We start from the raw sequence: 22,755 nt of genomic DNA, 5'->3' as shown, positions 1-22,755 counted from the left end.
GGAATAGCCGTCCGATTGTGGCTACTTGAGGAACTGCACCCCACGACCCGACACCTTTCGGGCCCATGACCGGCGTTGGCGGTGAAGGGGCCTGCCACGACAGACCTGGGCAGTGCCAAGAACCGATGGCGCGGCGACACCTCCCGGAGGATGTCAGCGCCAAGCCGATGAGACGAACCGCCCCTGGTCGTCATTCCCCATAGGGTCGCCAACGACCCGCCAGACGTATGGCGGATCTGCCACCCCACCACCAGGCCAGCAGCGCCAGCGAGGCCAGGGAAGCAGCCGTTGTTGCAAGCATGGAGGTGGACAGCTGAATGCCCTTGACGGGGTCTTCTTGGGGGGCGGCCAGCCAGTCCGACACCACGAAGCTTGCCCCGATGGCCACCAGCATCGGTGCCAGCAGGGACCACAAGGCGGTGGAGTAGAAGATCCGCCGTCGTCCGGTCAGCACACTCAGCGGTGCGACGAACGCGCTGAACCGGACGAATTCCGCCAGACTGCTCAGCACAAAAGCCAGGCCGAGAATGAATACCCCTGGCACACCCAGGAACTTGACCCATCTGCCGTGCGCCGCGCCGAGGTTGGCGCCTTGGAGCCAGCTCGCCCCTGGGACGTCCACTTGCCCCGAGGCGACCGGAAGCCGGTCCCTGACCAACTGTTTGATGTCGTCCACGGGCAGATCGCGGCCATGCGCCGAGGCCAGGAGCAGCGTCTGTACGCCGGACTTCGGCCAATCCTGCAGCGGAGCGCCCTGCTGGACTTCAAAGTTGTGAAGCATGGGCCCGGTCCAGCGGACGGCTTCTGCGACTCGCGGATTCGGCCCGGGGACTGCGAACGTCTGCCTTTCGGCGGGACATCCCAGCCGCAGCGCGGTAAGCACGGAGCAGGACCCTCGGAGCAATGGGCCGGTGCCCGGATCGTGCGCCGGGATGAGTGCGAGGGTCTGGGTTTCCGGAGGGAGACGGCGCAGCACATCATCGAGTTGTGTCTTCTCCACCCTGTTCGGGCGCAGTTCCATCACCAGGACGCTCTTACCGATCCGCGCCGCGGTCTGGCGCGCCGCCGCCGCACTGGCACTGAATTGCACGCTCGTAAGCTGCACTTGACTGACCGCCACCATGGCAATGCCCACTCCCGCGACCAGTCGTGCGACCGTTCCCGGATGCTTGGCCACGTCCCGCCCTGCCACGAGCGCTCCCGCCTGGCCGGTCCGGCGGGCCGACGAGGCCAGCCGGCCCCCTGCAGCCATCACCACGACTGCCACCGCGCACGGCAGGGTCAGCAGCACGGCAGCAACACCCGCGTTGTACAGGCTGCGCCTGAGGTCCCCGTACTGTTCCGGGTCCAGTTGCTCTGGCCCCCACACGGTGGCGAACACCAACAAAGGGCAGGCCAGCGCGGCCCATCGCAGCGCCTGGCCCCTGCGTGCGCTCAGCCGCGTGGAACCCGGCGCGCGCTTGCTACCCGCCCGATGCAGCACACAGACCAGACCAAGGAGCAGCACCACGGCCGCGCCCCCGGCACAGGCCAGCGCCCACAACCAGTGACGCAGGTCGGAGGAGGACATCCAGTAGTCGATCCATGGCAGCCGGACATCGGCGGTGAGAGCCACTGCGATGCCGGGCAGGCTGCCCATGAGCGCGCCCAGCAGAACCGGGGACGTGGACTCACCCAGGTTCAGCCACAGTCTGGCCCGCCATCCGCCGCCAAGAGCGCTGACCAGTGCCGTGCGCTTGTCCCGTCCGGACGACCCCATGCGGGCGGCCACCACGGCGAGCACGGCGGCGGGTACAAGGAACAGGTACAGCGCATTGAGCAGCCGACTGCGTTCCTTGATGAACAAGGGGTCACCGAAGATGCCCTGCCCGGGCTTGCCGAAGCCGAATACCTGGCGGAATTTCGCGTTGCGGAACTGGCTTTCGGTGGGATTGACATAGGCGAGTTCCTCACCGGGGCTCGCCAGTCCGGAATCTGCGATCTTCCCTTCGACCTTGCCAAAGCGCTCCTTGGCTCCCCGCGCCTCCAACAGCTCCGCCAGTTTGGGAGAAAGTACCGCCTCTCCCGGAGCGGGCCATCGGCGGACCCCTGGCGGCGGTGGAACGCCCGGACCCGCGGGCCGGAGGTAGACGACGCTGTGCTGCAAGCCGTCCACGTCGTCGAATCCGTCCAGGAGCATCGCCACCGGCTTGCGGTCCGGGGCACCGGCGTACTGGACGGCCCGTGCCGCGGTACGTTCTTCGATCCCTTGGTAGGAAGCGTAGACGGCGATGACCGATGAGAAGCCCAGAGCCAGCATTGCGGCGGCCAGAGCCAAGGCCACCGCTCTGATCCGTCCGCCCGCGGAGCTCTTGCCGGCGGAGCGCCCCAGGCGAAGCAACTGCCGGTGTAGCGCAGGGCCTGTGGACACCGTCACGGCTGCACCCCCGCACCACGCCGGATGAGTTTGGCGTCCCTCAATTCCAGGCAGTGATCGGCCCGTTCGGCCACTTGGCCATCATGAGTGACCACCACCAAGGCGCAGCCCCAGCGCCCCGGAAGTGAGAACAGCAGATCCGCGACGCTGTCCCGGGTGTCCGAGTCCAGTGCGCCCGTTGGTTCGTCGGCCAACAACAGCGCCGGCTCATTGATCAGGGCACGGGCCAGTGCGGTGCGCTGCCGCTCACCGCCGGACAACTGGAGCGTCGCTGCTCCTCCGTGGGGGACGCCGAGTTCGTCCAGCAGCTTCTCTGCGCGCCGGCATGCTTCGTCCGCCTTCGTTCCGGCCAGCAGCGCGGCCAGCGCCACATTCTCGACCGGTGTGAGCTCGGGTAGGAGTTCGCCGAATTGGAAGACGACACCCATATAGTTGCTGCGTTGCCGCTCCAACTCGCGCCGACGCATCCTTACGATGTCACGTCCGCCCACCTCGACCGAGCCCGACGACGGACGCATGAGCCCAAGAACGCACCCGAGCAAGGTGCTTTTACCGCTTCCACTGGGCCCGACGACGGCCATGGACTCGCCGGCCCGCAAGTCGAAGTCGATGTTGTCCAGAAGCAGGCGATCACCTATTTGATAGCGCACGCCTCGTAAGGACAGTACGGGCTTGCCCGCCATGAACATCGCTGCGTTTTGAACCATTATGCCTTTTTCTCGCTCCTGGAGCGGACCGTTTCAGACGCCAAGCGGCCGAGCGGCTGAGTTACCGCCCGGCCGCGCTTTGCGTCATCCAGCCTGGAACGGGTTAATTGGTGTTCCAGCCACCACAGTTATCATCATTGTCCGGAACCCAGTCACAGGCACGCATTCTGTAGATGGTCGCGCCTCTGGAGCTGTTCGTCACTCCCCCGTTCTTGTTCCACAGGTGATAGGGCGAGTCGTCGTCAGTGCGGTAGTAGTCGGCATGGGACTTTCCGTCCCCATTCTGCTTGAGCCACACGGCAGTGTCGTGGTACCCCGTGGAGGCCCAAGCCTTCCCGCTGGGCGAGTAGGCGTCAATCTGGGCCAGCGCCGGAGAGGCGCCAAGCAGGGCCAGAGTTGCCACAGCTAAACCCACAACCGTTTTCTTCACCACTATGTCAGTCCCTCCCCTTTTTGCCGGGATTCCCGGCTCTATGGGTCGGCCGCAGCGCGCCGTAGTCACTCTCGCCACTTCCGTCCTCGTGCCTCACATCCTCCTCGTGCGCCCTGCCCGCTCACAAGGAGTCCCCATCGGGCCGACCGAAAGTGATCACCTGGTCAAGTGGTTGCAAAATAAGGTAAGTTGCCCATGTAAATGGCACGCGCATCGAAACCGGAAGGGTGACTGCACACCTGCCTGGCCATGCGCCGCCCCAGCGATCACACGGATGCGGAATCCGTTGTGACACAGTGAGTTCCGCATCCCCATCAGGAGGGAACGTACTGCTCCCTCCCTTCTCGGGTGACGGGATGGCCGATTGTCGTCGTAGGCAATCGTCAGTGCCGCCCGATGAGTTCGAGCACCTCGGCAGTGGGCCGGACGTCGCCGAAGGTGCGGTAGATCGTGTAGAGCGTGGCGTTGTGGTCGGCGTCGCGGCGGGCGGCGTTGGCATCGGCGACCATGATGACCCGGTAGCCAAGGGTGCTTGCATCGCGTGCGGAGGACTCGCAGCACACATTGGTCACCGTGCCGCTGATCAGCACGGTGTCGATGCCGCGTTGTCCGAGGAGCAGGGGAAGCAGGCAGCGCCCCGGGAAGAACGCGCTGGCGGCGGTCTTCTCGGTGACGAGGTCGGTGTCGTGGACCTGGAAGGCGGGCCAAAGGCGCCGGTGCGGTGGTCCGTTGCCGGAGCAGTGGCCGAGCAGCTCGGCGGCGCGATGGCCGAAGAAGTCCTCACGCGCGGGGAGTCCCGCTGGCAGGATCCAGGCCACCCTGCCCCCTGCCGCGCGCAAGGTGGTCGCCAGGCATGTGATGTTGGCGACGATGCCCAGCGCATAGGGAGCCTCGGACACAAAGAACGGCACCATGTCGATGACGACCAGCGCCGTCCGTGCGGGCGTGAGGTGCTGGTAGGCATGACGACGGCCGCGCCGCTGCTCCTGGCGGACGTACTCACACTCCTCGATCCGCCAGGCATGTGTCCTGGGCTTCATCGGGGGCGTCCTGCGGGGCGTCCGTTGTGGCCGCACCCGCCGCCGCTCAGCGCCATCGCACCCTCGTCGGCAAGGACAGAAACCCCCCGCGCCTCAGCCGCCGTCACCCGTCGTGCCGCGGACTCGTCCACCTCGTAGCCCGCCACCGCGGCGGCCATCGCTCCCAGGGCCAGCCGGGCTTGCAGGCGGGCCAGCCGGGCGCCGAGGCAGCGGTGCCGGCCGGCACCGAAGGAGACCTTGTCCGGGGATTTGCGGGAGACATCATAGCGGTCGGGGTCGGGGAAGACCGCCGGGTCTCGGTTGGCGGAGCCGGGGCGCGCGAGCGCAAGGGGCGTCCCCAGCGCCAACTGGCCCTGTATCACGCGGCGTCGGCGGTCCTGCTGATCGCCGTCAGCCGGGTTTCCCTGCTGTGGGCGGCCGGAGTGCTGCTGCTGGGGGTGGGCCTGGTCGGCGGCCCCCGGGACACCCTGCACCAGGTCGTCCTGGGCAAGGCCGCGCCGGAGGAGCACCGCACCGAGGCCTTCGCCTGGATGAGCACATTTATGTGGGCGGGGTACGGAGTGGGGTCGGCCGTGGCGGGTCAGCTGGCCGGGGCGGGAGGCGGTTCCGCGGGGCGGGCGTTCCTGGGGGCGGCGGTGGCGGCGGCGCTGGCCTCGGCGGTGTCCTTGCTGGTACGGCCGGAACGCTTTGCCGCTGTGGTGGGTGAGGGTTCGTAGGGCGGGGCGGTTCCTGTGGTTTGGGTGCGTTGCCGGGTGCGGCGTTGTTGTCGCCTGCGGCGGGCTCACCCCACCCACGCGCCACCCTTTGCTGTTTCCCGGGCTGGTTGGGCTTTCCGGCGGGGGTTGAGCGGCGTTGGCGGCTGCGGCGGATACTGGGACCATGGTGAACCGAGTGGCCGTACTCTCCGATGTTCATGCCGTGCTGCCCGCCGTTGAGGCCGTGCTGGCGGAGCCCGATGTCGCCGCCGCGGATCTGATCGTCCTCACCGGGGACATCGCCTGCGGGCCGCAACCGGCGCAGGTGATGGACCTGTTGACCGGGCTGGGCGACAAGGCGCGGTGGATCAGGGGCAATGCGGACCGGGAACTGGTGGAGTACCGGCGCGGGCTGCGTACCTCCATCCCCGACCCCATCGGCCCCTCGGCCGCCGAGGGCCTGCGCGAGGAGCACATCGACTTCCTGGCGGCCCTGCCGACATCCCTGACGCTCTCGGTGCGCGGACTGGGTGAGGTGCTGTTCTGCCATGCCACCCCGCGTGATGACGAGGAGGTGGTGCTGGTGGATTCCGGGGCCGAGCGGTGGGCGGAGGTCTTCGCCGGGGTGGACCCGGCGGTCGGCACCGTTGTCTGCGGCCACACCCATATGCCGTTCACCCGGCTCGCCGCCGGCCGGCTGGTGGTCAACCCGGGCAGCGTAGGGATGCCGTACGGCAGAGCCGGAGCGCACTGGGCCCTGCTGGGCCCGGATGTGCAACTGCGCCGCACCCCGCTGGATGTGGAGCGCGCCATCGCGCGTATCGCCGCGGACTCCGCCTTCGAGCAGGCCGCGGCCTGGGCCGATTACTTCCTCAACGCACGGGCCACGGCGGAGGAGGCGTCCGCCCTTTTCGGCGGTCGGAGCTGACTCACCGTCGGCCGCAACGCCCGCCGGAACGGTCACAGTTGAATAACGCACCCCTCACCATATGGACCTGTGACATTGTACATGTCACATGATTCTCCCCATGAGAAGAGCAAGAGCCGTCATCTCGGCCGTCGCCGCCATCGGCGGAGTCCTCGCGGGTGTCACCCCAGCCGCCTCCGCCGCCCTGCCCGCCGCACAGAACACCGGCCAGGGCAAGCTCAATTGGAGCTCCTGTCATGACACCACCACCCCAGAGCTGCAGTGCGCGATGCTCGAAGTGCCCCTGGACTACGCACATCCCCAGGGCACCAAAATCAAGATCAAGCTGAACCGGCTGCCGGCCACCGCGCCCAAGAGCAAGCGGCAGGGCCCGATCCTGCTGAACCCCGGCGGCCCCGGCGACTCGGGCCTGTGGATGCCCGCCTATATCTCCGGAAAGGTCCCCAAGGACGTCGCCGCCACCTACGACTGGATCGGCTTCGACCCGCGCGGCACCAACGCCAGCGAACCGCATGTCACCTGTGACGCCCACTACTTCGACGGCGAGCGGCCGGACTACCGGGTGAGCAAGGGCACTTCACAGGCCTGGCTGGAGAAGTCGGCCAAGTATGCGGCCGACTGCGCGGCCAACTGGAGCTGGTTCCTTCCGCATATGACCACGGTGGACAACGCCCGTGACATGGACAGCATCCGGCGTGCACTCGGCACCCAGAAGATCAACTTCTATGGCGGCTCCTGGGGCACCTCGCTCGGCTCGACCTACGGTCAGCTCTTCCCCTCGCATGTGCGCCGGATGGTGCTGGACAGCATCGTAGGCCCCACCATCAGCTGGTACGACCACAACATCCTGCAGGACAAGGAACACCAGCGCCGGTTCGACGCCTTCGCGGCCTGGACCGCCAAGGCCGACTCGGTCTACCACCTGGGCACCGACGCCGCCACGGTGAAGCGGAAGTACGACCAGGTCGAGGACGCGCTGCGGAGCAACCCGGTGGACGCCGCCCCCGCCCCCGGCAAGATCGGCCCCGCCGAGTTCGAGGACACCTTCTACGGCGGCGGCTACAACTTCCTGCGCTGGCCGCGGATGGCCACCGTGCTCTCGGCCTACCTCACCAAGCACGACACCCGGCCGCTGAACATCGCCTACAACAACTACGCCGCCCCGGGCGCCGACGACGGCACCTTCCCGGCCTACAACGCGGTCCAGTGCACCGAGAACAACTGGCCGCGCGACTGGGAGTTCTGGAAGAAGGACCAGGCCACTGTGAACGCGGTGGCACCCTTCTACACCTATAACAACATGTGGTACAACGCCGCTTGCATGTTCTGGCCCTATCAGGGCAACCAGGCCGGGCGGTTGAAGATCACCGGCAAGGGACTGCCGCCCGTCCTGCTCTTCCAGGCCACCGAGGACGCCGCCACGCCGTACCAGGGCGGTGTCGCCATGCACCGGGCGCTGCCCGGATCCAAGCTGGTCGTCCAGAAGGGCGGCAGCTTCCACGAGATCCTCTTCCATGACAACCCCTGCCTGGACGACACCTTCACCGCCTATCTGCGGGACGGCAGCCTGCCCACCGGCAAGGGTTTGATCGCCAAGACCTGCGCCCCGGAGCCCGACCCGGCGCCGGTCTATGTCAACCCGCCCGCCGCCTCCCTGAAGGCCGGGACCGGCCTGCGGCCCACCGACCGGGAAGCCGTCCACGGCGTCCGGTAACCGAACCGGGCACGGATCCGGTAACACGGCGGCGGGCGACCGCCCTCGCTCCGCCGCCCATCGCACCCGCGCGGCTCGGCGCGGTTCACCGGCGCCGACAGCCCGGTCCGGTTGCGGTCAAGTATGCCGGTGATCACTTGCGGTCGCGGAAGGATGCGCCGCCGGGAAACGTTGTACGGGCATGGGTATCGTTTACCAAACCACTATGAAACCCACCAAGTTGGAGATTCTCGCCCCCTGGCTCCTCGACCGGCCGTGGTATCTCGGCACGGGACGCCCGCCACGGCTGTCCAGGACCGGCGGCTTCCGTCTCGACGATCCCCTGGGCGAGGTCGGCATCGAACTCATGGTGGCCACGGACGAGTCCGGCGAGCGACCGGTCTCGTACCACCTGCCGCTCACCTACCGTGGAGCGCCCCTCGAAGGCGCCGAGCACGCACTCATCGGCACCTCCCGGCACGGGGTGCTGGGGAAGCGGTGGGTGTACGACGGGACGCACGACCCGGTGCTGGTGGCCCAGGTGCTGGAGCTCCTCCAGGGGCGCGCCGAGCCGCAGGCGAGGAGCCAGTCCAACACGCCCGATCCTTCGGTCACTTCGCACTTCAGCGGGGCAGCGTTCCCGGTGGCGGTCAGGACGACGGCGGTCACCGATGGGCCGGACGGCACCGAGTTGGTGGTGGAGCCCGAGGCAGGCGAACGCCCGCTGCGGGTGCACATCACACGCGTGCTGCAAGCCGGGCAGCGGACCCCTGGGGATGAGGCCCGGGGCTTTGTCACGGCCCCCTGGAGCCTGCCGGACGGCACCGAGCCCCGGGGTGTCTTCCTGCAGCTCCGGTGAATCCGTCCTGCCGTGGTCCGGGCGGTCATAGCGTCGTGGCATGGCCACTGCTGACGACACGGCCTACCGGTACCGCGCCGCCGTCCCCGAGGACACCGGGGCCATCAAGGCCCTGGACGGTTCCTTCACCACCGGCACCGTCTTCCAAGTGACGGTCACCGAGGGCGGTTTCACCCTGCGGGAGCTCCCGGTGGATCCGCCCCTGACCAAAGTGTTTCCCGAGGACACGCCGGACGGTGACAACGAGGACGACCCGGACTCCCGCACCTTCGTCGCCGAAGGGCCCGCCGGCGGCCTGGCCGGGTTTGTCACCGTCTCCTACTCCGCCTGGAACCGCCGGCTGACCATCGAGGACATCGAGATCGCCCCGGAACACCGGGGCCGGGGAGTCGGCCGCGCTCTGATGGGGCTCGCGGCGGACTTCGCCCATGAGCGGGGTGCCGGGCATCTCTGGCTGGAGGTCACCAATGTCAACGCGCCGGCGATCCACGCATACCGGCGCATGGGCTTCACCTTCTGCGGGCTGGACACCACCCTCTACGGGGGCACCGCCTCGCAGGGCGAGCAGGCGCTGTATATGAGCAGGTCCTGCGCCTGAGCGGGCAGCGGGCGAGCCAGAGGGAGATGCCGATGTGGAGCCCGGCCAGGCAGATGGTCACGGCTCCTCGGGACGGGTAGCGATGCCGCGTCACACGCTTTCTCAGCCGATGGTGACGACTCGTGCCCAGGGCGGCGGGGCATCCGGGACGTAGTCGGGGTCCTCCTCGTCCGCGGTGCGGGCGGGGCGGGGGAAGAGGCCGACGACGGTGCGGCAGGGAGGCTGCGTCGAAGGCCATGGAGTCTGGCCGTCCGTCAGGGCGACGATCACGTCCGGGCGGGGCCGGGTGCGGAGCGCCCGGGAGAAGCCAGAGCGCAGATCCGTTCCCCCGCCGCCGGTCAGCGGGATGTTCTCGGCGCGGCAGAGCGGGACGGCGATCCCGGCCGCCGCGTCGCAGGAGATCACCGAGATCAGGTCGCGCTGCCCGCCCACGGCGCGCGAGATCGCCGTCAACTCCAGCAGCGCACTGCCCAGTTCGGCGTCGCTCACCGAAGCGGAGGTGTCGATGACGACGCAGACCCGGGGCGGCGTACGGCGCAGGCTGGGCAGCAGCACCCCGGGGACACTGGCGGAGCGCCGGGACGGACGCCGGTAGTTGTGGTCCTCGCCCGCCCCGGGCGCACCCACCGCCGAGCGGACCGCCGCACCCAGCAACTGCCGCCAGGGCTGCGGTGGGTGGAATGCCTCGTCCGCCCACCGGCGCCACCCCTCGGGTGCGTCGCCCGGCCGGCCCTTGATCCCTTCGGCGACCCGGAAGCGGACCGCGTCCCGCTGCTGTCGGCTCAGCCCATGCGCCCCGTCGGGCCCCAGCTCCCACGGCCGGTTCTGCCCGTCGGCACCGCTGCCGCAGTCCAGCCAGGCCAGGTCCGCGGCGAGGGCGGACATCGAGGCCGTGCGCAGGTACTCCTCCATCAACAGCCCGTCGGGCAGTCGCAGCATCGATGGCAGCGCCGCCCCGGCGGGCAGGGGCAGACCGTCACCGTAGATGTCGTCGTTGATCTCGAAGTCGGCGGCGATGTTCCGCCGCAGCCTCTCGCCCGGCCCGTGTTCCTCGTGTTCCCGTGCATACCGCTCGCCCCGTCCGTGGTGGTCGCGGAGCAGGTGGGAGACCTCGTGCACCCAGACGCCCGCCAGTTCCCCCACCGGGGTGCGTGCCACAAAGCCGGGAGAGACATAGCAGCGCCAGTGCGCGTCCACCGCCATGGTCGGTACCCACCGGTCCTCCACCACTTGCAGCGCGAAGAGCGCGTCGGCCAGGTAGGGACGGACCTTTACCGCGTGCAGGCGGGCGGCCAGCAACTTCTCGGTGTCCAGCGGGAGTTCGGGGTGGTCGTCCAGTGGGCCCGGCGCGGCGGCCCGCACCGGGCGCGGCGGCGCGGGCCGGGGCATCGGTCGCGGCAGCGGGTGCGGCCCCGGGCGCCTCTCGGCCCCCGTCATCGGCGCACCGCCGACGTACGCCCGGCCTCGGCGGACGCCGTGGCCCGGGCCACCGACCGGTCGGCCCGCCGGACGATTCCGACCACCCCGGCCAGCCGCTCCACCGCCTCCGGCACCTCCCAGTCGTCGCGCCGCAGCGCGGCCAGCGTGGTCGCCGGGGCGGCCAGCAGGTCGGGGGCGCCGGTTTCCAGCGCCCGGGCCAGCACCGCCCAGGCCGCCTCCCACCGTTCCCGCTCCGGCCGTGCCCCGACGGCGGCCACCACCGCGTCCAGCGCCGCCTGACGCAGATCGCCCCGCACCGGGAGTTCGGCGGAGGCCGGGTCGGCCAGCAGCGTCTCCGGATCCGGCAGGTCCATCCGGTCCAGATGAGCGAGGAGTTCGAGCCCCGGGCCGTCCCCCACCGCGCCCCGCACCAGCAGCGCCAGCACCTCCCGGGAGACAGCGGCCGCCGTGCCGAAGGCCAGCAGGGTCAGCGCGGCCTGCCAGCTGCGGGGGGAGGGCCAGGCGCCGCCGCGCCGCGTCTCGGTGCTGGGCAGCCGGTGGATCAGCGCCGGCCGGGCTCGCAGGAAGCCGCAGACCGCGCGCCGGGCGAAGGCCACCGCCTCCGGCAGCCGCTCCGGCGCCAGGTGGGGCAGCTCGGCACGGGGCCAGACCCCGCCCAGTCCGCGTACCACCACCTCCCGCTCGTGCACCCAGTGCAGATGCACAAACCGGTTGGCCAGCGGCGGGCTCAGCTCCCACCCGTCCGCAGCCGACGCGGGCGGATTGGCGGCGGCCACGATCCTTACTCCTGGCGGGAGTTGCAGCGTACCGACCCTCCGCTCCAGGACGACCCGGAGCAGCGCGGCCTGGACGGCCGGGGTGGCCGTGGAGAGTTCGTCCAGGAAGAGCAGCCCCCGTCCGGCCCGTACGAGCTCAACTGCCCACTGGGGAGGCGCCATCGGCACGCCTTGCACCGCGGGGTCGTCGCCCAGGATGGGCAGGCCGGAGAAGTCGGACGGTTCATGGACGCTGGCGATCACGGTCGTCAGCGGCAGGCCGAGGGAGGCGGCGAGCTGGGTCAGGGCCGAGGTCTTGCCGATACCGGGCTCGCCCCAGAGCAGCACGGGCAGGTCGGCCGCCACGGCCACGGTGAGTGCTTCGAGCTGCTCGTCGGGGCGCGGCTCGGTGGTGGTTGTCCGCAGGAGGGTGAGGAGGTCATCGGCGAGGGCGAGTTGGGCGCTGGTTCCGGGTACGTCGGTGGCGGGAACCGGGGCAGGCAGGAGGGCAGCGGAAGTCATGGGCATCACCTGGGGTGGAAGAAGGGAAGGGGACGGCCCGCCATGGGAGTCGGGGGGCGTGTGGCGTGAGATGCGCGGCAGGGAAGGGGATTTGGGCGGGCGGCCGGTCAGTGGGGCAGTCCGGTGCGGGGCCGGGCCCGGCTGGTCCGCTTGCCGCGCAGTGCGGGAGGCGTACGACGGTCGAGCCGGGGACGGTGGCCCGCCTCCGCGTGCCCCGCGCCGGAGGCGTTCCCGCCTCCGGCGGCACCGGCAGCGGGGTGGGTGCCGACCAGACCCGAGCGGAAGAGCCCGTGGTCGATGCGGCGAGCGGCGGCCGACTCCAGCTCGTCCCGGAGCGGCCCGTCGCGCAGGACCGCACCAGGGCCGAGCAACCCTTCGACCACGGCCAGCGCCCCGGTGATGTCACCGTGGCCAAGCCGCTCCCGGACCGCGGGCAGTGCCTCGGGGTTGCGGTGCACCGCGTCGATCGCCCGCAGGCACGGCAGCGCCGGACCGCCGAGCGCCACCAGTAGCTCCTCTCGGCGCAGTTGGGCCGGGTCGTGATCGACTGCCGTCAGCGCCCCGTCCCGCAGCGCGATCCGGTGGACCCGGCCCCGGCATTCCACCCGGTGCGGATCGCCCGGCTCCGGAGCGGGGCCTGCCGCCGGTGCCGGACCGGCGGCCTCCAGTGCCGCGGCGACGAGCGGATGCAGCTGCCCGGCCGAGACCAGCCCGGCTCGCAGCAGCTCCAGATCCGGCAGGACCCGGGCCGCCGCCTCCGGCAGTACCGGAAGCGCCGCAACCTCCTGCGGCGGCAGCGCTTCCCGCAGCGACCGGAACGCCGGGGCATGACTGTCGTCGGGGGCAATGAGCTCGAAGACGGCGCGTCTTCGCATACCGAGCCGCACGGCGAAGGCCCCGCGAGGGTGCCCCTCGGCCCGCAACAGCAGCTCCGCCTCGGTGGCCCAATGTGCCGGCGCCCATGGAGAATTGTGGTCGGTGAGCAGATCGGGCAGGTCCCGCCCATCCTGCCCGGCCGGCCGCCCGGGTACGTCGGGCCGGCCGGGCGATGCCCCGTCCGCACCGCACCGCCGGGCCAGCTCGCCGCTCCGTCCGGCATCCCAGAGGTGCCGGTGCAGGTCGAGCCGGAAACGCCGGCCGGGATGCGGGTGCGTATGCGGATGGTGCCGAGGGGCGCCGTCCCCGGACCCCTCCCACAGGGCCAGCGACATCCGCTGCCCGGCGGCCGCCCAGGCCGGCGGTGTCCGCACCACCAGTTGCAGCGGTGTGGCACCGTAACTCCGGTAACGAGCCAGGGAGATGGTGAGGCCGGGCCGGAGCCGACCGTGGGGGGCGATCCGCGGCATATGCCAGCGGAGCAGATCCGGCGCCAGTCGGCGCAGATCTGCCCGGAGGCGAGTGACGAGTTCGGTGCCGTGGCGGTCGCGTACGGCGCGCAGATCGAGATCGACGTCGATCCGGGCGGCGGCGCAGGCCCCTGCCCAGTCACCGGCCGCACGGCGCGCGGTCGCGGTCTCGATCATGGAGGGTGGCACGGCGTACTCACGCACGCGCTGCCACATCAAAAGGTGGGCCGGAATCGGGTTCGCGATGTGATGTGCCATCAGCACTCACCTTGCGCGAACGATTCCCCCAATCGATACGAGGAGAAGTTCTTCATCGCCCGCATCATAAGCAGCCCGATCGCGATCTGTCAGTTCCCCTGGACCGCCCAGCGGGCTCCCTGCGGCGCACATGGAGCGCCAACACGGTCGGCGGCAGCGCGTACCGGCACTCTCCCGTCCGCCTCCGGTCTCGGTACTGTTCCCTGACCCGGAAACGCGGCCTGTCCGCCCAGACCCGAGGAGCCCCGCATGAAGATGCTGATCAATGTCCCCGAGACCGTGGTCTCCGACGCTCTGCGCGGTATGGCGGCCGTCCATCCCGAGCTGACCGTCGATGTGGAGCGGCGGGTGATCCTGCGGCGGGACGCGCCGGTCGAGGGGAAGGTGGCGCTGGTGTCCGGTGGCGGGTCGGGGCATGAGCCGTTGCATGGGGGGTTTGTGGGGCCGGGGATGCTGGACGCGGCCTGTCCGGGAGAGGTGTTCACCTCGCCGGTGCCCGATCAGCTGGTGCGGGCGGCGGCCGCGGTGGACAGTGGGCGGGGGGTGCTGTTCATCGTGAAGAACTACACGGGCGATGTGCTCAATTTCAATATGGCCGCCGAACTGGCCGAGGACGAGGGCATCCAGGTGGCCAGTGTGCTGGTCAACGATGATGTGGCGGTGATGGACAGCACCCATACCGCGGGCCGCCGGGGCACCGGCGGCACCCTCTTCGTGGAGAAGATCGCGGGGGCGGCGGCCGAGCAGGGGGCGCCGCTGGAGCGGGTGGAGTCCATCGCCCGCCGGGTGAACGACGCCTCGCGGAGCTTCGGGGTGGCCCTGTCCGCCTGCAGCACTCCGGCCAAGGGCGGCCCCACCTTCGAACTGCCGGAGGGCGAGCTGGAGTTGGGGGTGGGCATCCACGGGGAACCGGGGCGGGAGCGGCGGGCGATGATGACCGCCGGGGAGATCGCCGACTTCTCGGTGGACGCCGTGCTGGAGGACCTGCGCCCCAGCGCCCCGGTGCTGGTGCTGGTCAATGGCGCGGGCGGCACTCCCCTGCTGGAGCTCTACGGCTTCGCCGCCGAGGTGCACCGGGTGCTGCGGGAGCGCGGGGTGGCAGTGGCCCGGACGCTGGTGGGCAACTATGTCACCTCGCTGGACATGGCGGGCGCCTCGGTGACGCTTTGTCAGGTGAATGATGAACTGCTGCGGCTGTGGGACGCACCGGTGCGGACGCCGGGGCTGCGCTGGGGGTGCTGAGGGGTTGTCAGGGTGCGGAGAGCCCTTGAGGCTCCGTACCGGGCCCCGTCAGGCCCCGTGCCAGACGGTGGTGGCGTTGCAGAACTCGCGGATGCCATGACCGGACAGCTCCCGGCCGTAGCCGGAGCGTTTGACGCCGCCGAAGGGGAAGGCCGGGTGGGAGGCGGTCATTCCGTTGAAGTAGACGCCGCCCGCCTCCAAGTCCCTTACACAGCGCTCCTGTTCCTCCTCGTCCCGGGTCCAGACGTTGGAACTCAGGCCGAAGGGCGAGTCATTGGCGATCCGCAGCGCGTCATCGAGGTTGCGTGCCCGGTAGACGGTGGCCACCGGGCCGAAGGCTTCCTCGTGGTGGATGCGCATTCCGGGGGTGACGCCGGTGAGCACCGTGGGCGGGTAGAACCAGCCCTTGGTCAGGGCTTCCGGCTCGGTGGGGCGCCGTCCGCCGCACATCGCGGTGGCGCCGTGCCGCAGGGCGTCGTCCACCAGCGCCGCCAGATCGTCGCGGCCCTGCTCGGTGGCGAGGGGGCCGATGTCGGTGGACTCCTCCATGGGGTCGCCCACGGTGAGGGAGTCCATCAGGGCGGTGAAGCGCTCGGTGAAGACATCATGGATGTCGGTGTGCACGATAAAGCGTTTGGCCGCGATGCAGGACTGGCCGTTGTTCTGCACTCTGGCGGTGACCGCCACCCGCACCGCGCGGTCCACATCGGCCGAGGGCAGCACCAGGAAGGGGTCGCTGCCGCCCAGTTCCAGGACCGTCTTCTTCACCTCGTCACCGGCGACGGCGGCGACCGCGCGCCCGGCCGGTTCGCTTCCGGTGAGGGTGGCGGCGGCGACCCGGTGGTCCCGTAGCACGGCCTCCACGGCACTGGAACGCACCAGCAGGGTCTGGAAGCAGCCCGGGGGGTATCCCGCGCGACGGAAGAGGTCTTCCAGATAGAGCGCGGTCTGCGGCACATTGGAGGCGTGTTTGAGCAGGCCGACGTTGCCCGCCATCAGGGCGGGGGCGGCGAACCTGATGACCTGCCAGAGCGGGAAGTTCCAGGGCATCACGGCCAGGACGACGCCCAGCGGGCGGTAGCGCACCCGGGCGCTCACCGCGCCGGAGTCCTTGACGTCCGCCTCGGCCGGGTGCTCGTCGGCCAGCAGGCCCTCGGCGTGTTTGGCGTACCAGCGCATGGCCTTGACGCACTTGGCCGCCTCGGCGCGGGCGGCGGCCAGCGGCTTGCCCATCTCCAGGGTCATGGTGCGGGCGATGTCCTGCTGGTCCTCCTCCAGCAGGTCCGCCGCGGCGCCCAGCAGCCGGGCCCGCTCGGCGAAGGAGGTGGTGCGGTAGCGCCTGGCCGCTTCGGCGGCCGTGTCCACCCGTCGCTCGATCTCCTCAGGGCCGAGTTCTTCAAAGGTCTTGAGGGTCTCGCCGGTCGTGGGGTTCACCGTCGCGATGGCCATGGACGTCCTTCCTCACAACTCGCTGCTGCCGACCCCTCGACCTTGCGCCGCACCGGGGTACGGCGCAAGACGGCCGGTCCCGTCGGGGGCCGGGTCAGCGCGGGGGGCGGGAGGAGCGCGGGGGCCGGTCGGCGTCGTCCGCGGCCCGGCCCGGTCCGGGCAGCCGTGCGGTGTCCCAGCCGCCCATGGCCTCCTGGCCGGACTCGGCGGCGGCGGCGGCCGGCAGTCCGGGCGAGATCACGGTGCCCTCCACCACCTGGGCGCCGGGGCGGTCCGGCAGCGCCCGCATCCGGTAGAGCACCGCCACCGCCAGCGCCGAGGACAGCCCGAAGCCGGTGCAGCACACCCAGGGCAGCCAGGGCAGGCCGGTCCGTTTGGCCGTGTCCATGGACCACCCGACCACCGCGTTGCCGCCGGCCGCGGTCAGCCCGGCGAAGACGTAGAAGAGGCCGAAGTAGGTCCCGGCCAGCGACTCCCGGCCGAACCGGGGGATCATCTCCAGCACTGCCGGGTGCGCCACCATCGTCCCGAAGAACAGCAGCAGCGACCCCAGGATCATGATCACCATCCGGGGGGCGATCTCCCGCGCCCCATTGGGCGCGCCCGCGGCGCAGATCAGCAGCGGGGGCAGGAAGGACAGCCCCATCACCACCAGCCCCGGGCCCACCCAGCGGGGACCGCCGCCATGCCGTTCCAGCGCCCGGGTGATGGGCAGCTGGAAGAGGTTGGCCACCGCGCCCAGGCCCAGCAGCACCCCGGCCGCCCCGTCCCAGCCGGACGCCTGCCGGGCGCCCTCCGGAAGCAGCAGGCACAGCTGGTTCTCCACGGTGAACATGCCGGTGGTGGCGAAGGAGAACAGCAGGAACCTGCGGTTGCCGAAGACCTCCAGCCAGTCGCCCAGCACACTGCCCCGGTTCGCGGGCACCGGCTGGCCGTCCGGGAGCACCATGGCCTGCCCCACGGTCAGCAGGGCGAAGACCCCGGCTCCGGCCACCGCCCAGATGCGGAAGTCGGTCAGATACAGCACACTGCCCAGCACCAGCCCGATCAGCGAGCCAATGGTGGCGTACACATTGAGCAGGGCGAAGGCCTCCGCCTTGCGGACGCCCGGCGCCAGGGCGACATAGGCGCGGGCGGAGGGGTAGAACAGCCCCGCCGCCAGCCCGTTGAGCACCGACGCCGCGCAGACCACCGGCAGGGTGCTGCCGAAGGCGAAGAGCGAGAAGCCCAGGGTGCGCAGGGCGCACCCGGCGATGATCACCGTTCGGGGTCCCAGCCGGTCGGCGGCCGAGCCGCCCAGCAGAAACAGGCCCTGCTGGCCCAGGTTACGGATGCCCAGCACCAGCCCGACAAGGGCCGCGGACATTCCCAGATCCCGTCCCAGATATGCTGCCAGAAGCGGCACCAGGATATAGAACCCGATATCGATCCCAAACTGGTTGATCAATAGCAGTCGCAATGCGAGAGGAAACTCGCGAGTCACCCTAAAAGCTTTCATGCGCATCCCTGAATTCATCTCGAACGGGCAGCGAACGCCCGGTGTCGAGCAGGCGCCAAGGGCCCGGAGGGGGGTGAAAGTGCGCAAAGCGATGGGGACGTTGGCCGGTCTGACCTCGTACTTCTCCCGCGCTCACCCCTGGGTCAGGGGGCGCGGCGGGTCATCGCCCGACTCGCCGGATCGCTCTTCCCAAAAGGGGAACAGCCGCACTCGATGACGTTGAGCGAGCGGTCGATCATATGCTTTTGCGGTGCATCCTCACCGACTCCCGACTGCGCTCGGAAGAATACGCAACAGACACTTTAGCAAAGCGAAGGGATTCGGCATAGAGCGGGTTGTCGAGCGGTTCAAGCCAGAGCGCCGGGACGTTGCGGAATTTTGCCCGCTCTTTTCTTCGACATTGGGAACTTGCACGCCCGAGAACTTGCACACGGGAGAACTCGCACGCAGGGGAACCTGCAAGCAGTGGAACTCATGTGCGATTGAACGGGCCTCCGAAGAACCGGCTGCTGTTGGCTCGGACGGACCTCAGGCGGACGCGGCGTGCCCGCCCGGCAGCCGCAGCCGGTCGCGGATCACCCGCACCGCCGACTCGGCGTCGTCCACGGTGACCGTGTACGAGCGGCCGTCCCCCAGCCGCACCACAAAGCCCTCACCACGCCGCACGATCACCGCGGTGCCCTTCTCCGGACGCCAGCGGTAGCCCCAGCCGCCCCAGTGCCGGGGGGTGACCCGGGGGGCGAAGTCCGCGCCGATCACATGGGCCAGCGGGATCCGGGTGCGCGGCAGCCCGATATGGCCGCAGCGGATCTCCAGGGTGTCCTTGTCCACCCGCACCGCCACCTGGACAAAGGCCAGGGTGCCGAAGAGCATCAGCAGCCCCGCCGCGACACAGCCCACCACCGACATCACCAGCGGCGCCAGCCCGGAGGTCCAGGGGCTGTCCACGGCCAGCTCGATGCCCAGCGCCATACACGCGGCGCCCGCCGCGGCGAGCAGCCACTGCACTCGGTTGGTGGCGCGGCCGGTCCACACCACGGGCTCCGTACCGGGCCCGCCGGATTCGGGGCTCTGCGAGCCCTCATCGCCCCTGGGGGCTCCGGGCTTCTCGCTCATACCGCGCAGCCTACCCACCCCGGGCCGCCGTGGCAGGGGCGCGGAACCGCCCGGGCTCAGGCGCCCGCGGGCACCAGCGCGGCCAGCGAACGGCCCTCGGGGTAGGCCAGCGCGGCCGGCACCGGCTCCATGGCCTCCCGGCCGCCGAGCAGCACGGTCAGCCGCCCGCGGGCCGCCGCCTCCGGCCGCGGAACGGCGCCGATGCGGCGCAGCGCCTGGGCGGCCACCGCCCCGGCGGAGCCGTGCAGCACCACCGGCGGCGCGGCGGGCGGCTGAACGGCGGCCCGGATGCGCTCGGCGACCAGTTCATAGTGGGTGCAGCCCAGGACGACGGCCCGTACATCGCGCGGGGTACGGGCGGCGGCGTCCGCCACCGCGGCGTCGATCGCCTGCTCGTCCGCCCGTTCCACGGCATCGGCCAGACCCGGGCAGGCGACCTCGGTGACCTCCACCCCGGCGGCGAAGTCATGGATCAGGCCGCGCTGGTAGGGACTGCCGGTGGTGGCCGGGGTGGCCCAGATGGCCACCGGCCCGCCGCCGGCCGCCGCGGGCTTGATGGCCGGCACGGTGCCGATCACCGGCAGCTCGGGCTCCAGCTCGGCCCGGATCGCGGCCAGGGCGTGCACCGAGGCGGTGTTGCAGGCGATGATCAGCGCGTCCGGCCGCTGGGCGGCGGCGGCCCGGGCGCAGCCCAGGGCGCGCTCGGTGAGGTCTTCGGTGGTCCGGGGCCCCCAGGGCATGCTGCCGGGGTCGGAGGAGATGACCAGATCGGCGTCGGGCCGCAGACGGTGTACGACGGCGGCCGCCGCCAGAAGGCCGATGCCGGAGTCCATAAGCGCGATCTTCACCCGGTCACTTTAATGGATGACCCCTGGACGGCTCCCGGGCAGCCGGAGGAACAGCGGCGCGGGGTGGCCGAGGAGGGGCAGCACCCGGCAGCCGAAGAGTGCGGCGTGGGCGCCGTCACTGCGGCAGACTTCGGCGGGTGAACGCGCTGACATGGATCTCGCTGGGTTCCCTGACCGCGTGGGCCTGGCTGCTGCTGGGGCAGGGCCTGTTCTGGCGCACCGATGTGCGTCTGCCACCGCGCTCCGCGCCCCCGCCCGGTGACTGGCCGCCGGTGGCGGTGGTCGTCCCGGCCCGGGACGAGGCCGCGGTGCTGCCCCGGAGCCTGCCGTCCCTGCTGGCCCAGGACTATCCCGGCCGGGCCGAGGTCTTCCTGGTGGACGACGGCAGCACCGATGGCACCGGCGAGCTGGCCCGGTCCCTGGCCGAGCGGCACGGCGGGCTGCCGCTGACCGTTGACACGCCCGGCGAGCCGGGGCCCGGCTGGACGGGCAAGCTCTGGGCGGTGCGGCATGGCATGGCGCTGGCCCGTGCCCGCACCGACGCCGAATATCTGCTGCTGACGGACGCGGACATCGCCCACCGGCCGGACAGTCTGCGGGAGCTGGTGGCCGCGGCCCGCTCCGGCGGGCTGGACCTGGTGTCGCAGATGGCCCGGCTGCGGGTGGCCACCCGCTGGGAGCGGCTGATCGTCCCGGCCTTTGTCTATTTCTTCGCCCAGCTCTATCCCTTCCGCCGGGTCAGCCGGCCCGGGGCCCGGACCGCCGCCGCGGCCGGGGGCTGTGTGCTGCTGCGCCGGGACGCCGCCGAGCGGGCCGGTGTCCCGGAGAGCATCCGGCAGGCGGTGATCGACGACGTCTCGCTGGCCCGTGCGGTCAAGCGCTCCGGCGGCCGGATCTGGCTGGGGCTCGCCGAGCGGGTGGACAGCGTCCGGCCCTACCCCGGACTGGGTGAGCTCTGGCGCATGATCTCCCGCAGCGCCTATGCCCAACTCCGGCACAATCCGCTGCTGTTGGCGGGCACGGTGGCCGGACTGGCGGTGGTCTATCTGGCGCCGCCGGCCGCCGTGCTGGCGGGTGCGCTCGGCGGGGACCGGGTGGCCCTGGCGGCAGGGGCGGCCGCCTGGGCGGTGATGGCCGGGACCTATGCACCGATGCTGCGTTACTACCGGCAGCCGCTGTGGACGGCCCCGCTGCTGCCATTCACCGCGCTGCTGTATCTGCTGATGACGGTGGACTCGGCGGTGCAGCACTATCGCGGCCGGGGCGCGGCCTGGAAGGGACGGACCTATGCCCGCCCCGAGGCCGCGCCCTGAGACCGCCTCACTTACGGCCGGGCCGCCAGTTCATCCCCCAGCCATAGGCGTGGTCCAGGGTGCGCTGCGGGCTGACCCCGGGCTGCGGCACCAGATAGCGGGCCTCGCGCCGGATCACCAGGTCGCCGCCCTGGTTGGTGATCAGGGCCAGGGCACAGACATTGGACGGCACGGTGCACTCGTCCAGCGAGAACTCCACGGGGGCGCCGTGCTGCGGTTGCAGGGTGACGGTGGCGTGCAGCCCGGCGAAGCTGGTGGCGCCCTCGTAGATGGTGACGAACACCAGGATCCGCCGGAAGGCGCTGCGATGGTCCAGGTTGATGGTGAGGTTCTCACCGGTGGCCACCGCGCCGGTGCGGTCGTCGCCGTCGAGGTGGATATAGGGCGGGCGGTGTACGGCGCCGAAGGCGTTGCCCAGCGCCTGCACCACGCCCTTGGTGCCGTCCGTCATCTCGTACAGCGCGCCCAGGTCCAGGTCCAGATCCGCCTGCTGCTGGGGCGCCAGGGCCTTGCTCAGCCGGCGGGCCCAGCCGCCCTGGGCGGCCTGGTTCGCCTGGCGCATCTGCCAGTTGAGGTTGACTCGCATGGTGCCGGAGGTGCCGCCCTGCTTGGCGAGCGAGACGGCGGGGGCGTCCTTGGTGAGCGTCACCTTGCTCAGCGACACGGGGCGCGGGGCGGGCGTGGACGGTGCCGTGGCGGGCGGTGCGGGCACGGCCGCGGGTCCGGCGGGCGGTGAGGGTACGGCCGCCGGTGCGGCGGGCGCGGGCGGCTGGGTGCCCGGCGCGGGTGGTTGCGCGCCCGGCGTCCCGGGCGGCCGGGCCCAGGGTTCCGCCGGGCGCGGGGCGGACTCCGGGGTGCCCGGCCCGGCACCTCCCTGCCATGCCGGGGCCAACGGCCGCCCGGCCGGGTCCAGTTGGCCGGACGACGGCGGCGCCGATGGGTACGAAGCCCCCGGTACCCCATCCGGCACGGACGCCCCCGAGGCCCGCCGCGCCCCCTCCCCCACCGACGTCACCGAAACCCCCCGCTCCCCCGCCGCCGCGTCCTCCACCGTGATGCCGAAGTCCATGGCCAGCCCGGCCAGCCCTCTGTCGTATCCCTGGCCCACGGCGCGGAATTTCCACTCGCCCTGGCGGCGGTAGAGCTCGCCCAGGACAAAGGCCGTCTCCACGGTGGCGTCCGCGCTGTCGAAGCGGGCCAGCTCGCCGCCGTCGGCCGCGTCGAGTACCCGGATGCGCAGCCCGGGAACCTGGCCGAAAGTGCCTCCGTCCGCCGAGGCCGCCAGCACCACCCGCTCGATCTCGGGCTCGACGGCGGCCAGCTCCACCGCCAGGGTCTCGGTCAGGATTCCGTCAGCGTCAACGGGCGTCCTGCCCATGTGCCGCACCGCGCCGGAGGGATGCACCGCCTGGTTGTAGAAGACGAAGTCCTCGTCGGAGCGCACTCGGCCGCCGGTCAGCAGCAGCGCCGAGGCGTCCACGTCGGGCACCCCCGGCCCCGGGGTCCAGCCCAGCTCGATCCGTACCGCCTGTGCGGGTATCCGGATGTTGGTGCCTTTGCGCATCCCCATGTTCCACCCCTGAGTCGGGCTCCTGGAGC

Annotated in this window: 19 protein-coding genes; 6 read left to right on the top strand and 13 right to left on the bottom strand. The window is 71.0% G+C overall.

Annotated features, from left to right (window positions below; translation table 11 throughout):
* Window positions 1–190: 190 nt before the first annotated feature.
* The 5 genes from CV755_RS00800 to CV755_RS35470 form a co-directional block, all read right to left on the bottom strand.
* Window positions 191–2,323, bottom strand: a complete 2,133-nt coding sequence (locus CV755_RS00800) for a hypothetical protein (RefSeq protein ID WP_109278142.1) — start codon at window positions 2,321–2,323, stop codon at window positions 191–193.
* An 89-nt stretch (window positions 2,324–2,412) separates the two neighbouring features.
* Window positions 2,413–3,105, bottom strand: a complete 693-nt coding sequence (locus CV755_RS00795) for an ABC transporter ATP-binding protein (protein WP_109278141.1) — start codon at window positions 3,103–3,105, stop codon at window positions 2,413–2,415.
* Window positions 3,106–3,226: 121 nt separating this feature from the next.
* Window positions 3,227–3,625 carry a hypothetical protein gene (locus CV755_RS34020; RefSeq protein ID WP_153068547.1) on the bottom strand — a complete coding sequence of 133 codons (399 nt, stop codon included), beginning with the start codon at window positions 3,623–3,625 and terminating at the stop codon, window positions 3,227–3,229.
* A gap of 314 nt (window positions 3,626–3,939) precedes the next feature.
* Window positions 3,940–4,596, bottom strand: coding sequence for a cysteine hydrolase family protein (locus CV755_RS00785; RefSeq protein WP_109278139.1), 657 nt, complete (start codon window positions 4,594–4,596; stop codon window positions 3,940–3,942).
* Window positions 4,593–5,477 carry a cytochrome P450 gene (locus tag CV755_RS35470; RefSeq protein WP_206608377.1) on the bottom strand — a complete coding sequence of 295 codons (885 nt, stop codon included), beginning with the start codon at window positions 5,475–5,477 and terminating at the stop codon, window positions 4,593–4,595. The genes CV755_RS00785 and CV755_RS35470 overlap by 4 nt, the downstream gene beginning before the upstream one ends.
* Between CV755_RS35470 and CV755_RS00775 the strand changes: the two genes are divergently transcribed.
* The 4 genes from CV755_RS00775 to CV755_RS00760 all read left to right on the top strand — a co-directional run bounded on the left by CV755_RS00775 (window position 5,476) and on the right by CV755_RS00760 (window position 9,369).
* Window positions 5,476–6,219, top strand: coding sequence for a metallophosphoesterase family protein (locus CV755_RS00775; RefSeq protein WP_109278137.1), 744 nt, complete (start codon window positions 5,476–5,478; stop codon window positions 6,217–6,219). The genes CV755_RS35470 and CV755_RS00775 overlap by 2 nt on opposite strands.
* Window positions 6,220–6,319: 100 nt before the next feature.
* The gene (locus CV755_RS00770; RefSeq protein WP_241560885.1) at window positions 6,320–7,933 is read left to right on the top strand and encodes an alpha/beta hydrolase; all 1,614 of its coding nucleotides are present in this window, start codon (window positions 6,320–6,322) and stop codon (window positions 7,931–7,933) included.
* Window positions 7,934–8,114: 181 nt separating this feature from the next.
* A complete protein-coding gene (locus CV755_RS00765) occupies window positions 8,115–8,771 on the top strand; it encodes a maltokinase N-terminal cap-like domain-containing protein (protein ID WP_109278136.1) in 657 nt (218 codons plus the stop codon).
* 40 nt (window positions 8,772–8,811) lie between these two features.
* Window positions 8,812–9,369, top strand: a complete 558-nt coding sequence (locus CV755_RS00760; RefSeq protein ID WP_109278135.1) for a GNAT family N-acetyltransferase — start codon at window positions 8,812–8,814, stop codon at window positions 9,367–9,369.
* Between the two features lie 102 nt (window positions 9,370–9,471).
* On the opposite strand, the gene CV755_RS00755 is transcribed toward CV755_RS00760, so the two are convergent.
* The 3 genes from CV755_RS00755 to CV755_RS00745 form a co-directional block, all read right to left on the bottom strand.
* Window positions 9,472–10,758 carry a vWA domain-containing protein gene (locus tag CV755_RS00755; RefSeq protein WP_109278134.1) on the bottom strand — a complete coding sequence of 429 codons (1,287 nt, stop codon included), beginning with the start codon at window positions 10,756–10,758 and terminating at the stop codon, window positions 9,472–9,474.
* 44 nt (window positions 10,759–10,802) lie between these two features.
* Window positions 10,803–12,086, bottom strand: coding sequence for an AAA family ATPase (locus CV755_RS00750; protein ID WP_109278133.1), 1,284 nt, complete (start codon window positions 12,084–12,086; stop codon window positions 10,803–10,805).
* Between the two features lie 107 nt (window positions 12,087–12,193).
* Window positions 12,194–13,690, bottom strand: a complete 1,497-nt coding sequence (locus CV755_RS00745; RefSeq protein ID WP_109278132.1) for a hypothetical protein — start codon at window positions 13,688–13,690, stop codon at window positions 12,194–12,196.
* Window positions 13,691–13,939: 249 nt separating this feature from the next.
* On the opposite strand from CV755_RS00745, the gene dhaK reads away from it, so the two are divergent.
* On the top strand, window positions 13,940–14,932 hold the full coding sequence (gene dhaK, locus CV755_RS00740; protein WP_109278131.1) for a dihydroxyacetone kinase subunit DhaK: 993 nt from the start codon (window positions 13,940–13,942) through the stop codon (window positions 14,930–14,932).
* Window positions 14,933–14,980: 48 nt separating this feature from the next.
* Here the strand turns inward: dhaK and CV755_RS00735 are convergent, their stop codons facing one another.
* From CV755_RS00735 to CV755_RS00720, 4 genes are all read right to left on the bottom strand, one after another.
* Entirely contained in the window at window positions 14,981–16,381 is a 1,401-nt protein-coding gene (locus CV755_RS00735) for an NADP-dependent succinic semialdehyde dehydrogenase (protein WP_109278130.1), read from the bottom strand.
* 94 nt (window positions 16,382–16,475) lie between these two features.
* A complete protein-coding gene (locus CV755_RS00730; protein WP_109278166.1) occupies window positions 16,476–17,879 on the bottom strand; it encodes an MFS transporter in 1,404 nt (467 codons plus the stop codon).
* 528 nt (window positions 17,880–18,407) lie between these two features.
* A complete protein-coding gene (locus CV755_RS00725) occupies window positions 18,408–18,995 on the bottom strand; it encodes a hypothetical protein (protein ID WP_109278129.1) in 588 nt (195 codons plus the stop codon).
* A 56-nt stretch (window positions 18,996–19,051) separates the two neighbouring features.
* Window positions 19,052–19,843: a glutamate racemase gene (locus CV755_RS00720; RefSeq protein WP_161968565.1), complete on the bottom strand. Its 792-nt coding sequence runs from the start codon at window positions 19,841–19,843 to the stop codon at window positions 19,052–19,054.
* Window positions 19,844–19,989: 146 nt separating this feature from the next.
* Here CV755_RS00720 and CV755_RS00715 point away from each other — a divergent pair, with 146 nt between their 5' ends.
* Window positions 19,990–21,156, top strand: a complete 1,167-nt coding sequence (locus CV755_RS00715) for a glycosyltransferase (protein WP_422070493.1) — start codon at window positions 19,990–19,992, stop codon at window positions 21,154–21,156.
* A 7-nt stretch (window positions 21,157–21,163) separates the two neighbouring features.
* Here the strand turns inward: CV755_RS00715 and CV755_RS00710 are convergent, their stop codons facing one another.
* On the bottom strand, window positions 21,164–22,726 hold the full coding sequence (locus CV755_RS00710) for a TerD family protein (protein WP_109278127.1): 1,563 nt from the start codon (window positions 22,724–22,726) through the stop codon (window positions 21,164–21,166).
* Window positions 22,727–22,755: the final 29 nt, after the last annotated feature.

This window comes from Streptomyces orinoci, from assembly GCF_003121295.1.
In the GTDB taxonomy this organism is placed as follows: Bacteria; Actinomycetota; Actinomycetes; order Streptomycetales; family Streptomycetaceae; genus Streptomyces; species Streptomyces orinoci.
Note: the sequence above shows the minus strand (reverse complement) of the source record. Positions and strands in the feature narration are given on the sequence as shown.

Excerpts from the sequence above, each read along its gene's own strand:
- CV755_RS00745 (WP_109278132.1), bottom strand. The coding sequence starts at position 13,690 with ATGGCACATCACATCGCGAACCCGATTCCGGCCCACCTTTTGATGTGG.
- CV755_RS00795 (WP_109278141.1), bottom strand. The coding sequence starts at position 3,105 with ATGTTCATGGCGGGCAAGCCCGTACTGTCCTTACGAGGCGTGCGCTAT.
- CV755_RS00735 (WP_109278130.1), bottom strand. The coding sequence starts at position 16,381 with ATGGCCATCGCGACGGTGAACCCCACGACCGGCGAGACCCTCAAGACC.
- CV755_RS00730 (WP_109278166.1), bottom strand. The coding sequence starts at position 17,879 with ATGAAAGCTTTTAGGGTGACTCGCGAGTTTCCTCTCGCATTGCGACTG.
- dhaK (WP_109278131.1), top strand. The coding sequence starts at position 13,940 with ATGAAGATGCTGATCAATGTCCCCGAGACCGTGGTCTCCGACGCTCTG.
- CV755_RS00755 (WP_109278134.1), bottom strand. The coding sequence starts at position 10,758 with ATGCCCCGGCCCGCGCCGCCGCGCCCGGTGCGGGCCGCCGCGCCGGGC.
- CV755_RS00750 (WP_109278133.1), bottom strand. The coding sequence starts at position 12,086 with ATGACTTCCGCTGCCCTCCTGCCTGCCCCGGTTCCCGCCACCGACGTA.
- CV755_RS00760 (WP_109278135.1), top strand. The coding sequence starts at position 8,812 with ATGGCCACTGCTGACGACACGGCCTACCGGTACCGCGCCGCCGTCCCC.
- CV755_RS00770 (WP_241560885.1), top strand. The coding sequence starts at position 6,320 with ATGAGAAGAGCAAGAGCCGTCATCTCGGCCGTCGCCGCCATCGGCGGA.
- CV755_RS00775 (WP_109278137.1), top strand. The coding sequence starts at position 5,476 with ATGGTGAACCGAGTGGCCGTACTCTCCGATGTTCATGCCGTGCTGCCC.
- CV755_RS00710 (WP_109278127.1), bottom strand. The coding sequence starts at position 22,726 with ATGGGGATGCGCAAAGGCACCAACATCCGGATACCCGCACAGGCGGTA.
- CV755_RS00765 (WP_109278136.1), top strand. The coding sequence starts at position 8,115 with ATGGGTATCGTTTACCAAACCACTATGAAACCCACCAAGTTGGAGATT.
- CV755_RS00725 (WP_109278129.1), bottom strand. The coding sequence starts at position 18,995 with ATGAGCGAGAAGCCCGGAGCCCCCAGGGGCGATGAGGGCTCGCAGAGC.
- CV755_RS00785 (WP_109278139.1), bottom strand. The coding sequence starts at position 4,596 with ATGAAGCCCAGGACACATGCCTGGCGGATCGAGGAGTGTGAGTACGTC.
- CV755_RS35470 (WP_206608377.1), bottom strand. The coding sequence starts at position 5,477 with ATGGTCCCAGTATCCGCCGCAGCCGCCAACGCCGCTCAACCCCCGCCG.